The organism is Candidatus Babeliales bacterium, assembly GCA_035944115.1.
Classification (GTDB): domain Bacteria; phylum Babelota; class Babeliae; order Babelales; family Vermiphilaceae; genus DASZBJ01.
Window position 1 is genome coordinate 1 of sequence record DASZBJ010000019.1, and the last position, 14,117, is coordinate 14,117.

Consider the following 14,117-nt stretch of genomic DNA (forward strand, 5'->3'; position numbering starts at 1 on the left):
TTATGTCGCGCTCAGATTGAGCGCACGAATTCTGGATTGCCATACTCCGCCTTACGAAGTTTGATACGCAGTTTAGCTTCGAATGGCTCCTATCATGGCCCTTCATAGCTAACCGAAGGTTGCGTAGTAGGGCTACGCTTCACTCACAATGACAAACGGTTGGTATTCTCCTCCAGTCATGGTGCCGGTCCGACAGAGGTTTAACAAAGACAGAAGAGATTCTAGGCGAACATCGCCATTTACCATCTTCTTATACTGAATTCACGCTAAGCATCAAAATAGGCGCATATTTATGCGCCTATTTTTTTCACTTCTTATACATCAAAGTTTTATGTAGGACATCCTGGCTTATCTATTCTATAGCCAACAAATCCTCGATCTTCTGCCATCTCTTTAAATCCAGATCGCAGGTAAAATGCACGCCCGCGAGTATTATCAATACGTGCTACCAATGTTACCCTACACGCACCTTGATCAAACATTTGCTGAACTGCATATTTTAACAGTTTTTCACCATAGCCCTTGCTGCGAAACTCTGGCTCTACTGCTAAATATAAGATGATACCATGCTGAAAATTTTTCATGTAATACGAAACAAATCCAACAAACTTATCTCCCTCACGCATTACTTTAAATTTCATCTTACCTTTATAATCTGCTTCATACTCATTCGGAGACCCAGTACGTATAGTGTCATCAACGTGTTTATAGTCATAATCACGTGCACTTAATAAATACCAATCTTTTTTAAATAAATTATGTATATCTTGTATATCGCGCTCAGAAAGTTGCTCTACTGGACGTACATACCAATATATTCCACCCGCAACAGCTCCTATACACAACATCACCATAATAGCTTTTATATAATTTTTCATGATAGTTCCTTTTCACTATGTATATCTTGATCTACACATTGTTGATTATACACAATACTCTGCAACAACAATCCTTGCGCAGGGGCACTTACTAATGATTGCGGCAATGTAACCCCATGCAACATTCGCTTTAAACAATCTACAGACAAATCAGAGCGAGATGCAATCTCAACTGCAGCACCTACAACTCTACGAATCATATGCCGTAAAAATTTAGGTCCTTTGATAGTGATTTTATATGCACCCATCACTGCATCAAACTCAAAATCAATCGAATCAATGGTACGGATAGTATCCTGGCCGCGATCATCATCAGTCGTAAACTGCTTAAAATTATAAGTACCTACAAATTGCTGTAAAGCGTAAGCACATTTTTCTGGCACGAAACTTGATCGGACCAACCAGCCATACCGACTCACAAAAGGAAGCGGACGTTCTACAAACAGATAATAACAATATATTTTGTATGCTATGTTCGCAAACGGATTATAACAAAGAGAAACCTGCTCCACATCCACAATAGTAATGCCGGCAGGTAATACATTATTCCACGCAAATTTTATCGTAGCAATATCAATTGCTCGCTCGGTAGTGAATGTTGCCACTTGCCCTTGTGCATGCACCCCAGCATCGGTACGAGATACTCCGATCACAGAAACAGAAGTGGCAAATACTTTAAAAAAAGCTGACTGCAATGCATGCGCAATCGTAGGCTTATTGTTCTGTATTTGCCACCCAAAATATCCAGTACCATCATACGCTACAACAATTTTATATCGATATTTCATATGAAGGTACTATCTAATCAGTATTAATGTTCTTTTTTACGCAAGTTCGCTTTAAGAACTTTTTTACGTAATCGAATGTGACTTGGCGTTACCTCAATCAATTCATCAGGACGAATCCATTCGATGCATTGCTCAAGTTCCATGATACGCGGAGGTGGTAACTTAACTGCATCATCAGTTCCTGATGCACGCATGTTAGTCATCTTCTTCGCTTTACATGGATTTACATCCATATCATGATCACGGCTACTTTCACCAATAATCATACCTTCGTATGTTTCCGTACCAGGCGCTACAAACAATGTTCCTCGTTCCTGAAGGCCATCAAGCGCATATGCCTTAATCGGTCCTTGCTCCATGGATACAATTGCACCTTTTGTACGAGTTGGGATAGGCCCTTTATGAGGCTGGTACCCCTTAAAACTAAATGTTGCAATACCTGTTCCACGCGTATCAGTCATAAACTGCCCACGGAAACCAAGCAATGAACGGGAAGGTACTTCAAACTCAATACGAACACGACCATCATCATAGTTAGTAACGTTTTTCATTTCCGCTTTTCTAGTCCCAAGGAATTGCATAACAACGCCTTGATATTCTTGCGGCACATCAACTACCAAATCTTCAATCGGTTCATACCGTTTACCATCAACCATCTTATAAATTACTTCAGGAGCTGAAACTTGTAGCTCAAATCCTTCACGGCGCATATTTTCAATAAGTACCCCAAGGTGGAGCTGGCCACGTCCTGAAACTTTATATGAATCAGCTGAATCTGTCGGCTCAACTTTAAGCGCAACGTTCGTGCGTAACTCTTTTTCTAAGCGATCTTTAATCTGACGAGACGTCAGTAATGAACCATCTTGACCATTAAATGGAGAGTTATTAACCGAAATGTAAATCGACATCGTTGGCTCATCAACAGTAACGTATGGATACGGTAATGGATGTTCAACTTCACAGATTGTTGTTCCGATAGTAACTGGATCAGAGAATCCTGCAATAGAGATGATATCTCCATAATTCGCGGTCTCTGTTTCTACTTTTTCGAGCCCTTTAAACGTAAATATTTTCGTTATTTTTAAAGGACGACCAACTACATCATCTTTGCAGCAAATAACCTGTTGTCCTACTCGCATCGAACCACTAAACACTCGACCAATTGCTAGAATTCCTAAAAAGTCTGATGCACCAATGCTGGTTACCAAAAATTGCAAATGATCTGCTTTCGGCTGCGGAGCTGGAATAGTATTGATAATTGTATCCAACAACGGAGTCATAGTGCCTGATCGCAACGTTGAATCAAGCGATGCAAAGCCATGCCGTGATGATGCATATAACACAGGGAAATCAAGCTGCTTAGTATCAACAACAAGATCTAAAAATAGATCATGAACCGCGGCTTCTGTGCGCTCAATATCCGCATCTTTTCTGTCTACTTTGTTTATAACAACAATTGGCTTAAGATTAAGTTCTAATGCCTTACGCAATACAAATCGCGTTCCTGGCAATACCCCTTCAGCAGCATCAACAAGCAGCAAGAATCCTTCAACCATCTGTAATGTTCGCTCAACTTCTCCACCAAAATCAGCGTGACCCGGAGTATCAACAATGTTAATGGTGTAATCGTTATAACGCAGACCAGTATTCTTTGCTAAAATCGTAATTCCGCGCTCTCTTTCTAAGTCATTAGAATCCATAACGCGATCAGACTGATCAGACACAATAGTACCTGACTGCTTAAGCAACTGATCAACCATTGTTGTTTTACCATGGTCAACGTGTGCAATAATCGCTATATTTCTGACTTTAGAACGCTCTATCGTATTTGACATTTTAACGTTCCTCCAACGAGCTCATCTTAAAATTTATTTCTCTAGTACTTATTCTTGCCCATAGTAATGGCACAAGATAATAAAACTGATTAAGTAGTCGATACAGAAAAATCCGTATGGACTACTTAACGCATATAAACAAAAAATTCAATAATTACTGTGCAATATAGGGCAATAATGCCATTACACGAGCTCGCTTCATTTCACTAGTCAGTGCACGTTGGTGCGCTGCGCAGTTACCTGAGATGCGTGATGGAAGAATTTTACCACGCTCTGTTAAGAACGCTCGCAAGAAATATGCATTTTTATAATCGATCAAACGCTCTTGATCAGTGCTTCCACAAAAACGACAATGTTTCGGCGCGCCTACGGCTTGACGACGAAACTTTTTTTTCATTAAACGTGCGCTGATTTTTAATTTAATTTTTTTAGTCATGATTATTCCTCATCATCCATTGCAATATCTTCTTCATCAATATCAGATGGCAACTCGTCTAACGATCGACGATCCATCTTGTTATCACCCAAAAAGCTATCTCGAGCAGGAGCTTCTTCAAGCGACTGTGGCTTATGATATTCCAAAGAAGCTTTTGGATCCAATTTGCAAATCATATGTCTCATAACGATTTCATTAAGATTTACCGCAAAAATGGATTTAAGGTCTTCAAGCAACTCTGGCGCTATTTCAGTTTCAAACCGAGCCAAGAAGTAGATTCCATAATCATTTTTGTTTACTGGATATGCAAGGCGATACTTTCCCCATCGATCGAATGAGAGCAAAGACCCTTTAACTTTTTTTATCGCACGATCCACGTACGACTCCACAGATCGCGCTTCATCTTGCGTGATCTCAGGAACAGAAAGCATTAACAATTCATAACGCATCATATTAGAAAAACCCTTATGGATTTAGCCGCTAATTGAGAGTGTTGTAACACTATACCCTGATACCGTATCATAGTATTTAGCGCGCACATTAAACTATTACAAATAAAAAGTACCAGAAACGTAGGAAAATACTACTATTTCTGGCACTTTTATATTCTATAGAACGTCTATTTATGCGAATTTCTGCTGACGCTGTACTACGCGACCAATAATTCTAAAATGGTCTTTTCCACGAACCAACGCAATAGGCGCTTGTTTATGATTCACCGATTCAAGAACAATAAAATCTTCTGTATAGGTAACCTGCATAATAGCTTTGATTGGTGTATCATTACCATACTCAACCGCTGCCACATCACCTGAACGAGTCCACATTTCTGGAGAAACGATCAAATAATCACCTTTTACGTATGTCGGCGCTAACAGGTTATTTTCGATGCAAAGAGCAAACATTGAGCCATCATTGGTGTTCAATGCAGGCATAAATACATCTTTATATCCAGTAGTAATTTGCATTAATTGGTTGTTATAGGGAGATGGGTTTGATGGTATTTCGCCCACAACTGGAACGATTTGTACCTTCAACTCAAGATCAGAATTTTCTGGCATACTCACATTGTTATCGATGTCATCAGTACGCTGGCGACGCTGTGCGAACAAATCAATAGGATTCAATTCAAACGCATTAGCTAGTTTTCTTAAGGAATCTTCATTCCAGCGACGTGTTCCATTCTTAATGTGCGTTAAATAACTCTCAGACATTCCGGTCTTTTCTGCTAAAATCTTAGTTGTCCAACCTTTTTCTCTAAGAAGCTCTTTAACACGCAACGCAGTTGATCTTATTAATGACATAGGGAACTCCTCTTGCTAATATATCTTATATAAATAAATTAAAAAACACTGCCTTAATTCTAATTGTACTCATGTTTTAATTGTTGTCAAATAAAAAGATTGACTATGTTGCACAAGAGGCCCTGCCATTCCTCATGTATTAATTTCAATAAGAATAGCTTTGAAAGAGCCTTTTGGAAGCTAAATCAGTCAGTATGCGGCATCGATGAAGTGGGCCGAGGGTGTCTTGCTGGACCCGTCGTAAGCGCCGCAGTAATATTGCCTGTTGGAAAAATAAACCCGCTCCTAAAAGATTCAAAAATTATGAGTGAAAAAGAACGAGAAAAGGCCTATGCCTGGATCGTAAAACATTGCTACTATGCAGTAGGAATCACCCATAATCGTTTTATTGATGAACACAATATTTGGCAAGCAACCTTAATGTCTATGAAAAAGGCATACATGCACGTTTTAGCAAAGACACCCACCCCTCCAAGTGCCGTCCTAATTGATGCTATGCCACTCAATTTTGCGGGAACATGTCATCAAAATACCGTCTTTCATTATTTTCCCAAAGGAGAAAGTCTTTCAAGCTCAATTGCTGCAGCATCAATTGTGGCAAAAGTCACTCGTGATCGCATGATGCATCAATTTGACGCTATTTTCCCGGGATATCATTTGAACGATAATAAGGGATATGGCACCGAGCAACATCAGGCAGCTCTGCTCATAAAACCTGCATCCGTTATACACCGAAACAGTTTTTTAGGGTCTATACATACCAAAAAGGAATCTCATGCAACGCAACAATCCTTTTGCTGAAGTTATCGAAAGCGAACTCCATAGTTTTTTAGGGCAAAGCTGGCAATGGGACACCTTCCCTCCTTTTGGATCTATTGTTGCCATCCCTGCAGCCCAACGAACGCTCTTTGGCATTGTATACCAAATAAAAACGGGGTCCATGGATCCCGTTCGCTATCCGTTTGCCTATAAAAAAACGGAACAAGAGCTGCGCGATGAACAACCCCAAATCTTTGAATTTTTAAAAACCTCTTTTTCATGTCTAGTCGTTGGCTATCAGGAAAAAGGGATCATGTATTATACTATTGCACCACAACCAGCTAAAATACATGCGTTTATTGAACCGATTTCAGCAGACCTTACCCGACAATTTTTTGCAAGCAACCGGTACCTCGATCTTATCTTTAGCCTTTCAAATCATATTTTTAACCTTGACGAACTCCTGCTGGCAACGCTCAAGCATCAGGCCGATTTAGGCATCTTATCTGAACCTAAGCTATCTTCCTTCATCGAATCTTTCTCATTGCATACCGGAAATGATTACCGCAAGCTCAAGCTGTTTTTGCAACGAGTGGAGCCGTTGGTGCCGCGATAGTTACACCACCTGAGTCCCTTAAGCCTTAGACCTACCCTTGCGCCACCACCTTTAATTCTGCCGCGCGCTAACTGCCATGGCCGCCTGCAGAAGCTTTGGGTTGCCTGGATTATCATGCTTCAAATTTTTAATCCAATAGGTAAGCGGATGCACTTGGTTTTTTGCCGGGCCATCTGGTTGAATAGTTGGCCATGCACATGATGTAAGCATCCTAGTTTTGCTATATCCCGTTTTAATAAATGCCTCATCAGGCCCCTTATAATCAACCGGTTTGAGCGGATGTTGCTCGTGACTTTCAAGCACTAAACAACTCGCCTTATACCCCAACGATTTCACATGCTCCTCAAGGAGACTATGCAATCTTGTAAATAATGATTTGTTACGATGCGCAGCTGCCACAATTGCCTCAGGAACATAATAAAAATCTTTTGGATCCAATCCATTTTCCTCAAATAGTGCACACGATCCTTTAAACTCTTGCTCATTATCTACAAATGCAATACCACTAACAAATCCAACCGGCTCCCCATCCAGATAAGAAGCCGCTACAGCAGAATGCTGCAATCCAACCAACCACTGCACATACTCAGTATCTTCAGCAACAGTCCCTTCGTAAAGATACGGATACTCGCGAAACGCTTCCACCCTTTGCTGCGCCATGAAAGATGTAATAGTTTGCAAGTTTTGGCCAGTCAGCAACTTAAATACATAATCAGCTTGCTCAACCTCTTGTGCAGCATGTAACGCCGTAGCGGCCATCAAGAATAAGAACAATAATCTCTTCATCAATTTCTCCTTTTTGATTGCATCTCTATTCAAAAAAAACCATACGTCATAGGTTCATCACAATAATTCCACAGTAATTTAATCCAATAATCAAGCGAATGCTCCTGCTTAATCACTGAACCATCCCCTTGAATAGTTGCCCACGTCCATACGCTCGTCATTTGAGTTTTATAATATCCCGCTTTCATAAAAGCCCCTTCAGGCCCCCGATAATCCACTGGCTTACGCGAATAGTGCTCATGGCTTCCTGCGATCAAGCACATCGCTTTATAACCCAACATCTGTGCATGCATATTGATTATCCAATGTAGATCCCTGAATAGCCATTTTCCACGATGCTCGGCAACAACTATTGCTTCTGGCACGTAATAAAAATCATTTGGATTATACCCATGCTTTTCAAATAATGCGCATGAATTTTCGAATATAGCCGCATATTCCACGAAATTGGCACCACTGACAAAACCAATAGGTTCCCTTTTGTAATACGCAACGGCTACTGCAGCGTCTAATAGGCCAGCCGACCATTGCACTTGTGCCAAATCTTCTTGGATCGTTCCTGCATAAAAATAGGGATACTCTCCAAATACTGCCATCCTTTGCTGGACCATAAATGGAATAATTTCCTGTATTTCTTGCCCCGTAAGCAACTTAAAAGAATAGTCATCTATCTGTAAGCAGGAGCCAGTTAAAAACTGAAATGCATTATCTTGTTCTGCTGCTTGCGCAACATGAAAGCCAAGAGCTATCGTCAAAAATAAAAACAATATTTTTTTCATTGCTATCTCCTTTATGACTATTAAATTTCAAAAATCGTGATTTAAAACAATGTAATCCAATAACGAAGTATATGCTCTTGATTGCTTACTGAGCCATCTGGTTGAAACGTAGCCCATGAACACGGAATAAACATTTGAGTTTTTCTATATCCCGCTTTCACAAATGCACCCTCAGGTCCTTTATAATTAGCAGGTTTAAGTGGATGCTGCTCATGACTTTCTTCAAGTAAACAACTAGCTTTATACCCCAATCCTCTGGCATGCCGCTCAATCAGATCATGTAACTCTTGAAAAAGCAACTTGCCCCGATGCTCTGCAGTAATCATTGCTTCAGGAACATAATAAAAGTCTTTCGGATCTAATCCATTATCCTGAAACAATTGGCTTGAACCAACAAAATGCGGCTCCAGCTCTATAAATCCAATACCTGTTACAAAACCAACGGGCAACCCATTATAGTATGCAACCGCTGCCACCACGCCCGGCAACTCTGCAAACCATTGCACATATTCCTTTTGTGCAACAGTATCACCTTCAAAGTAGGGATAGCCGCTAAATATTGCCACTCTTTGCTCAACCATAAACGGCACAACCGTTTGCAATTTTTGTCCGGTAATCAACTCGAAGATATACTGATCTTGATCAGTATCGTGTGTATATATTTGACTAGCTACCACTAATAAAAAAAGCATTTTTTTCATACTGTTCTCCTCAAAAAATCTTGATCCAATATGCAAGAAAGTGAGTTTGTATTTTTATAGAACCATCCGGCTGAATAGTTGGCCACACAAATACATCTGGAGATATAACCATAATCATGTCGGTTTTGCTATATCCAGCTCTGGTAAAAGCTCCATCAGGCCCTCGATAGTCAATAGGTTTCAGCGGATGCTGATCATGGTTCTCTGATAACAAACACAGTGCTTTATACCCCAACGATTGTGCATGTAATTCGATCAAATGATGCAAACTCTTAAACAAAGATTTTCTCCGGTGCTCTGCCATAATCATTGCTTCAGGAATATAATAAAAATCTTTTGGATCAAGCCCATGTTCCATAAAAAGAGCACTCGACCCTCTCATGTCACTTTCATAATCTAAAAAACTGGTTCCGCTCACAAAGCCAACTGGTTGATCATGTAAATACGCGACCGCAGCAGCAGCATGCGGCAATGAAATAAACTGCTGCATATATATAATTTCTTCATTCATGTCACCTTGGTACAGATACGGATAATCTCGCATTATTTCGATTCGCTGCTGTATCATAAATAAGGCAATATCCTGCAATTCTTTCCCGGTGAGCAGTTTAAAAGAATAGTCATTCTGCTCAGCCGGCTGCGCACCATGAAAGCCAAGAGCTATCGTCAAAAATAACATTAAGAATTTTTTCATCTGCATTCTCCTTTTTAATTAACGTGAGTTCGATCTAAGAAATTAAAAAAACAGCTTCAATAGTAGATTTCGAAAAAGTCTACTATTGAAGCTGACACCTATTTTCTATCACACGAACGAATTTTGCAAACTATTTAACTATCTTTTACAGGCTCAAGAATAATCTTTCCGTCCTTCTTGTATATCATCAACTCTCTTCCCATCTGAACCTTTTAACTCATGAATCCTAAACCTGTAGCCATACCAGTTTCAATTTCTAGCCTAAGCCTTTCCTGTTCAGCAGCTTCAACCTCTTCCGCCACTACTTGATCCCCTTCTACAATGCCCTGTCGATACTGCTCTTGAATGCTTGCAATAGTATCACCAGCCCTCACAGTATCGAGCTCTGCTTGTTGTAAATCCGCAAGCAATCGCCGCATGTTTGAAAGGCGTAAAGCGGGAAATCGAATATGTTGGTCTGTTCGCCCAATTTCTTCATACGCACGCGCTTCTTCAGTACCACGCACACGTTGCTCCATCCACTCACGTTCTGTGTTTTCAAGCGCTTGCTCTGCGATATTAATATCCATTTCTAGCATATCTCTCAGGCCTTGAGCTATTTGTCGCATGGATGCTAGTCGATCTGTGGGGAAAATCTGAATCAACAAAGCGCCCTCTTTTATTGACTTTCGATTCCATTTAAAACTATTATTAAAAATAGAAGAAAACCATGTAAGTATACATAAAGTCCAATGGAGGATGTCATGACTAGCTCTATAAATCGAACCTTATATTTTTTAGCCTTTTTAGGAACAATTTTCTATTTTACGCCCACACAACCCATGCTCAGAGCTGAACCTGTTAAAACTATGCAATCTTTTCACAACGGCACTATTGCTGTTGCAACAGATCAAAATACACGTGATTATATGGAAGATCGCCATTTTGTAAGCGACTCTCAACTACTCTTTGGTCTCTTTGACGGACATGGTGGCCAAGGGGTTGCACAATATATCGTTGATAACAGCAAATACAAAGACGCTGGTAAAAAAGTTTCAAGATTTGAACATTTTTTTAATTTCTTAAAACAGCAAAATCCTAATCTTGATGATGCTCAGCTGCTCATCAAATCTTTAAAAAGCATCGAACAACGGTTATGGCAAGACGCTGATACAGAGAATGCCTATGGATACCTAGGCACAAAAAATCTAGAAAAATATGGAGAATCAGGAGCAACTGCTATTGTTGCAAAACAAACGGGCAACATCCTTACCATAGCGAATGTCGGTGATTCTCGCGCCGTTTTAATAAGAGATCGACAAATCGTACAAAGTACCAAAGATCATAAGCCATCGTTAGAGGATGAAAAAAAACGTATCAGAAAAACAGGAAATACGGTTCGCCAAGGACGCATATGGATACGCACACCGGAAGGATCAGCCGCTATTGGTGTATCCCGATCCATTGGTGACGTAAACTTTAAAAAGGGAACTGGCCAAGAAAACTTTGACGATAAAAATCCTGCCATAAGCAGCACCCCAGATATCTATACGTGGGAAGTAAAGGCCGGCGATATTCTCATCATGGCATGTGATGGCCTATGGGATGTTATGGACAGCAAGAAAGACGCAGGAGACAATGCAGCACTTAATACAGACATTCTTGAAAAATATTCTCATTTTACCCAAATGACGTCCGCAAAATTAGCAGACACGCTGGTTGCCATCGCAAAACGTTGGAAATCAGGTGATAACTTAACGGTCCTCGTTGCAAAAATTACTGCAGAGCCAGCCGCTGCTGCGCCAAGTGAAGCTGCTGCGCAAGCTGACATCAAAGAAAGAGAGGCCTCTCAATCACCAAGGGGAAATATTCCTAATGATCTACTCCGTGAGACATTTGAAGCAGCATTAGACTATCAACAAGAAGCCGAAAAAAATCCAAATTTCTCCCCTGAACAGCTAGCAGTAATAAACGCCAATATAGAATCACTTAAACAACTCGATTATAAGCAAGTATCAGGGAACGACTTAGTACAAATTCTGAGTAATATTGAAGATGCATTAGAACGGGGTATGCCAAAACCTGCAGCATTAGTGATCCCAGCTGAAGAACCAATTATTGAACATGCGGCCGCTGAAAGCCCAATCGCGCAAGGACCAGCGATAGAGACAGTCGCTGAGGAACCAGTCGCGGCAATAGAGATGCCGATTGATCAACCTGGTGAAGAAGTTGAAATCGAAGCAATGGCTGAACAGCCAGTCGTAGAGGAACCTGCTGCAGTAGAAATACGCGCTGAAGAACCAGCAGTGGAAGTGCCCGTGCAAAAAGAAGAGGGCCTCAAAGAAGTAGCTGCACAAGAACCAGAAGTCGCTATTCAACCAATTACTGAGGAACAATTTAACAGCATTCTTAACAGAGCGTTGGGGTATCAACTAGATGCTTCTGGTACACCAAATTTTGATCCTGCCCAGCTACACATAATCAACGAAAACATAGCAACATTGACCGAACTGCCTAAGAACCTAATTTCGCAAGAGTATGCACAAGAAGTTCTACAGAAGATTGCGAATGCGTGGGAAAGTGGCTTTAGAGGACTACCAGAAGAACTGGCTGTGGGACCTGCGGAACCACAGGAAGTACCGTTCGTAGCACCAGAAGAGCCCGAAGAAGATGTAGATGATTCTTATGGCAACATGCTTGGATTCATGTAAAAACAAGACATTTTAAAGATCTATAAAAGCGCATTACTATCAAAAATAGTAGTGCGCTTTTATTTAATCTTTCATAACGCGAAAAAATCACTACAATAGATATATGAATATACTATGAATCAACCGATTACTATTACCATAAGACTATGTTTAATTATTTAAAATCTTCATTAGAAAAAATATACACCACCTTTACACAAAAGGTGCATGCCTTATTTGGTCGTGCAACCATTGACCAAGAAACCCTAAACGAGCTAAAAACTCTTTTAATTGGCGCTGATACTGGTATCCAAACAACTAATGCGATCATCTCCACTCTTGAAAATGACGTTGCAAAAGGCCTCATCAAAAAAGGAGAAGATTTAAAAGCAGCCCTTGAAAAACAATTGGTACAACATCTAACGACACATACTAGTGCGGAAAATAGCTCCGTATATCTACTGGTTGGCATTAATGGCAGTGGCAAAACAACATTTGCCGGTAAACTAGCGAATCATTTCCAAACTCAAGGAAAACGGGTTCTTCTAGTAGCAGGCGACACGTTCCGCGCAGCAGCCACACAACAACTTGATCAATGGGCACAACGAACAAATGCAGACATTATCATCGGAAAACCGAATCAAGAACCAGCATCTGTAGTATTTACCGGTTGCGAGACGTTCAAAAACAAGCACTATGACATTCTTATCATTGATACCGCAGGGCGGCTGCAAACAAAAACCAATTTAATGCGCGAGCTCAAAAAAATTAAATCTATTATCACCAATCAATTACCTACGCACACCGTTGCTACCTTGCTCACTATTGATGCAATGCTCGGACAAAACTCCTTTGATCAAGCAAAACTCTTTCATGAAAGTACCGATCTGAGTGGCATAGTTCTTACTAAAATGGATGGAACCGGTAAAGGTGGCATTGTTTTCAGCATCACCCAAGAACTGCAAATCCCTATTGCATTCATCTCATTTGGTGAACAGCTCAATCAGATAGAACAATTTGACCCACAAAAATATGTCGCTCAGATTTTACAATAAAAGTTTATCCAATTAAAAATCGATTGTTGATAGCTTGTTAGAGCCTGTCCGGAAACTCAAAAATTTGAATTTTAGATTTAGAGCAGCTGAAAACGACTCACTGCATTTGACATTCACCAAGATCAAAAAACCCTCGATCGTCGTCACGAGCCGCGATTCGCGTGCGTGGTGATCCAGGTTAATAAATAAATATTTAACTGAATCCAAAAAAAATATATTTTGTCGCGCCTTATCGGCGCATAATTGCCTGGATCACCACGCCTGCGCTCGTGACGACGATCGGATACCAAAAACCTTCTACAAGATCCATCTATTGCAATATTTTGCACCATAAATTAGTTTCTGGATAGGCTCTAATGTGATCTTTTTTTATAGGCTTTCGATGTATTTAAAGAACAAAAGACGTTATTCCTGCGTCATATTCTTATTGTTGCTTTGTATCTTCGATCAGATCCGCACGCCAACTATGCATGCTGCTGCATACTATGAACCCGCCCTACGCGTAGTACAAGCTGTTATTGAATATGCTCCTCAGGCTATCAACTCGATTATACAACTGTATAACATGTCAGAAAAAGCATGCGCCAAACATACTAGTTCTGCATTGATTTCTAAAACTGCTGAAGCCAAAAAAGTTGAATCTACTAAAATAAATACCATCCCTATCACACAATCTCTTGTATGTTAAAAAAGATAGCAATTTAGACCAAGCTGTTATTAAATTGTTACGTGTTATATTTTATGTGAATTGTTCAGTAAAAAAGCTGATAGATCTCGTGGATTGCTTGAGCTGTAAAAGCCGTTGCGAAGTTTGAGA

The 14,117-nt window shown here is 40.3% G+C and carries 16 protein-coding genes; 5 read left to right on the forward strand and 11 right to left on the reverse strand.

What is annotated here, in order from left to right:
- Window positions 1-329 precede the first annotated feature (329 nt).
- The 6 genes from VGT41_02600 to VGT41_02625 form a co-directional block, all read right to left on the reverse strand.
- On the reverse strand, window positions 330-878 hold the full coding sequence (locus VGT41_02600) for a GNAT family N-acetyltransferase (protein ID HEV2601164.1): 549 nt from the start codon (window positions 876-878) through the stop codon (window positions 330-332).
- The gene (locus VGT41_02605) at window positions 875-1,666 is read right to left on the reverse strand and encodes a tRNA pseudouridine(38-40) synthase TruA (GenBank protein ID HEV2601165.1); all 792 of its coding nucleotides are present in this window, start codon (window positions 1,664-1,666) and stop codon (window positions 875-877) included. Before VGT41_02605 ends, VGT41_02600 begins: the two co-directional genes overlap by 4 nt.
- A 23-nt stretch (window positions 1,667-1,689) precedes the next feature.
- Window positions 1,690-3,501 carry a translational GTPase TypA gene (typA, locus tag VGT41_02610; GenBank protein ID HEV2601166.1) on the reverse strand — a complete coding sequence of 604 codons (1,812 nt, stop codon included), beginning with the start codon at window positions 3,499-3,501 and terminating at the stop codon, window positions 1,690-1,692.
- 154 nt (window positions 3,502-3,655) lie between these two features.
- Complete coding sequence (rpsR, locus tag VGT41_02615; GenBank protein HEV2601167.1) at window positions 3,656-3,937, reverse strand: 30S ribosomal protein S18; 282 nt, start codon at window positions 3,935-3,937, stop codon at window positions 3,656-3,658.
- Between the two features lie 2 nt (window positions 3,938-3,939).
- Window positions 3,940-4,389 (reverse strand): 30S ribosomal protein S6, encoded by a 450-nt coding sequence (rpsF, locus tag VGT41_02620; GenBank protein HEV2601168.1) that lies wholly within the window; start codon window positions 4,387-4,389, stop codon window positions 3,940-3,942.
- A gap of 171 nt (window positions 4,390-4,560) precedes the next feature.
- Window positions 4,561-5,241, reverse strand: coding sequence for an XRE family transcriptional regulator (locus VGT41_02625; GenBank protein HEV2601169.1), 681 nt, complete (start codon window positions 5,239-5,241; stop codon window positions 4,561-4,563).
- A 105-nt stretch (window positions 5,242-5,346) separates the two neighbouring features.
- On the opposite strand from VGT41_02625, the gene VGT41_02630 reads away from it, so the two are divergent.
- Both VGT41_02630 and VGT41_02635 read left to right on the forward strand, forming a co-directional pair.
- Window positions 5,347-6,042 carry a ribonuclease HII gene (locus VGT41_02630; protein ID HEV2601170.1) on the forward strand — a complete coding sequence of 232 codons (696 nt, stop codon included), beginning with the start codon at window positions 5,347-5,349 and terminating at the stop codon, window positions 6,040-6,042.
- Window positions 6,017-6,616, forward strand: a complete 600-nt coding sequence (locus tag VGT41_02635; GenBank protein HEV2601171.1) for a hypothetical protein — start codon at window positions 6,017-6,019, stop codon at window positions 6,614-6,616. The genes VGT41_02630 and VGT41_02635 overlap by 26 nt, the downstream gene beginning before the upstream one ends.
- A gap of 51 nt (window positions 6,617-6,667) precedes the next feature.
- Here VGT41_02635 and VGT41_02640 read toward each other — a convergent pair whose 3' ends face one another.
- From VGT41_02640 to VGT41_02660, 5 genes are all read right to left on the reverse strand, one after another.
- Window positions 6,668-7,402, reverse strand: a complete 735-nt coding sequence (locus VGT41_02640; GenBank protein ID HEV2601172.1) for a hypothetical protein — start codon at window positions 7,400-7,402, stop codon at window positions 6,668-6,670.
- 29 nt (window positions 7,403-7,431) lie between these two features.
- On the reverse strand, window positions 7,432-8,181 hold the full coding sequence (locus tag VGT41_02645) for a hypothetical protein (protein HEV2601173.1): 750 nt from the start codon (window positions 8,179-8,181) through the stop codon (window positions 7,432-7,434).
- A gap of 41 nt (window positions 8,182-8,222) precedes the next feature.
- Window positions 8,223-8,882 (reverse strand): hypothetical protein, encoded by a 660-nt coding sequence (locus VGT41_02650; GenBank protein HEV2601174.1) that lies wholly within the window; start codon window positions 8,880-8,882, stop codon window positions 8,223-8,225.
- A 10-nt stretch (window positions 8,883-8,892) separates the two neighbouring features.
- Window positions 8,893-9,576, reverse strand: coding sequence for a hypothetical protein (locus VGT41_02655; GenBank protein HEV2601175.1), 684 nt, complete (start codon window positions 9,574-9,576; stop codon window positions 8,893-8,895).
- A gap of 212 nt (window positions 9,577-9,788) precedes the next feature.
- Complete coding sequence (locus tag VGT41_02660; GenBank protein ID HEV2601176.1) at window positions 9,789-10,223, reverse strand: hypothetical protein; 435 nt, start codon at window positions 10,221-10,223, stop codon at window positions 9,789-9,791.
- Between the two features lie 96 nt (window positions 10,224-10,319).
- Between VGT41_02660 and VGT41_02665 the strand changes: the two genes are divergently transcribed.
- The 3 genes from VGT41_02665 to VGT41_02675 all read left to right on the forward strand — a co-directional run bounded on the left by VGT41_02665 (window position 10,320) and on the right by VGT41_02675 (window position 13,988).
- On the forward strand, window positions 10,320-12,266 hold the full coding sequence (locus VGT41_02665; protein ID HEV2601177.1) for a hypothetical protein: 1,947 nt from the start codon (window positions 10,320-10,322) through the stop codon (window positions 12,264-12,266).
- 146 nt (window positions 12,267-12,412) lie between these two features.
- Window positions 12,413-13,300, forward strand: coding sequence for a signal recognition particle-docking protein FtsY (gene ftsY / locus VGT41_02670; protein ID HEV2601178.1), 888 nt, complete (start codon window positions 12,413-12,415; stop codon window positions 13,298-13,300).
- A gap of 382 nt (window positions 13,301-13,682) precedes the next feature.
- Window positions 13,683-13,988, forward strand: a complete 306-nt coding sequence (locus VGT41_02675) for a hypothetical protein (GenBank protein ID HEV2601179.1) — start codon at window positions 13,683-13,685, stop codon at window positions 13,986-13,988.
- The last annotated feature ends 129 nt before the right edge of the window (window positions 13,989-14,117 follow it).

Excerpts from the sequence above, each read along its gene's own strand:
- VGT41_02665 (HEV2601177.1), top strand. The coding sequence starts at position 10,320 with ATGACTAGCTCTATAAATCGAACCTTATATTTTTTAGCCTTTTTAGGA.
- VGT41_02605 (HEV2601165.1), bottom strand. The coding sequence starts at position 1,666 with ATGAAATATCGATATAAAATTGTTGTAGCGTATGATGGTACTGGATAT.
- VGT41_02625 (HEV2601169.1), bottom strand. The coding sequence starts at position 5,241 with ATGTCATTAATAAGATCAACTGCGTTGCGTGTTAAAGAGCTTCTTAGA.
- VGT41_02650 (HEV2601174.1), bottom strand. The coding sequence starts at position 8,882 with ATGAAAAAAATGCTTTTTTTATTAGTGGTAGCTAGTCAAATATATACA.
- rpsF (HEV2601168.1), bottom strand. The coding sequence starts at position 4,389 with ATGATGCGTTATGAATTGTTAATGCTTTCTGTTCCTGAGATCACGCAA.
- typA (HEV2601166.1), bottom strand. The coding sequence starts at position 3,501 with ATGTCAAATACGATAGAGCGTTCTAAAGTCAGAAATATAGCGATTATT.
- VGT41_02645 (HEV2601173.1), bottom strand. The coding sequence starts at position 8,181 with ATGAAAAAAATATTGTTTTTATTTTTGACGATAGCTCTTGGCTTTCAT.
- VGT41_02630 (HEV2601170.1), top strand. The coding sequence starts at position 5,347 with ATGTTGCACAAGAGGCCCTGCCATTCCTCATGTATTAATTTCAATAAG.
- rpsR (HEV2601167.1), bottom strand. The coding sequence starts at position 3,937 with ATGACTAAAAAAATTAAATTAAAAATCAGCGCACGTTTAATGAAAAAA.
- VGT41_02600 (HEV2601164.1), bottom strand. The coding sequence starts at position 878 with ATGAAAAATTATATAAAAGCTATTATGGTGATGTTGTGTATAGGAGCT.
- VGT41_02635 (HEV2601171.1), top strand. The coding sequence starts at position 6,017 with ATGCAACGCAACAATCCTTTTGCTGAAGTTATCGAAAGCGAACTCCAT.
- VGT41_02640 (HEV2601172.1), bottom strand. The coding sequence starts at position 7,402 with ATGAAGAGATTATTGTTCTTATTCTTGATGGCCGCTACGGCGTTACAT.
- VGT41_02675 (HEV2601179.1), top strand. The coding sequence starts at position 13,683 with ATGTATTTAAAGAACAAAAGACGTTATTCCTGCGTCATATTCTTATTG.
- VGT41_02655 (HEV2601175.1), bottom strand. The coding sequence starts at position 9,576 with ATGAAAAAATTCTTAATGTTATTTTTGACGATAGCTCTTGGCTTTCAT.
- ftsY (HEV2601178.1), top strand. The coding sequence starts at position 12,413 with ATGTTTAATTATTTAAAATCTTCATTAGAAAAAATATACACCACCTTT.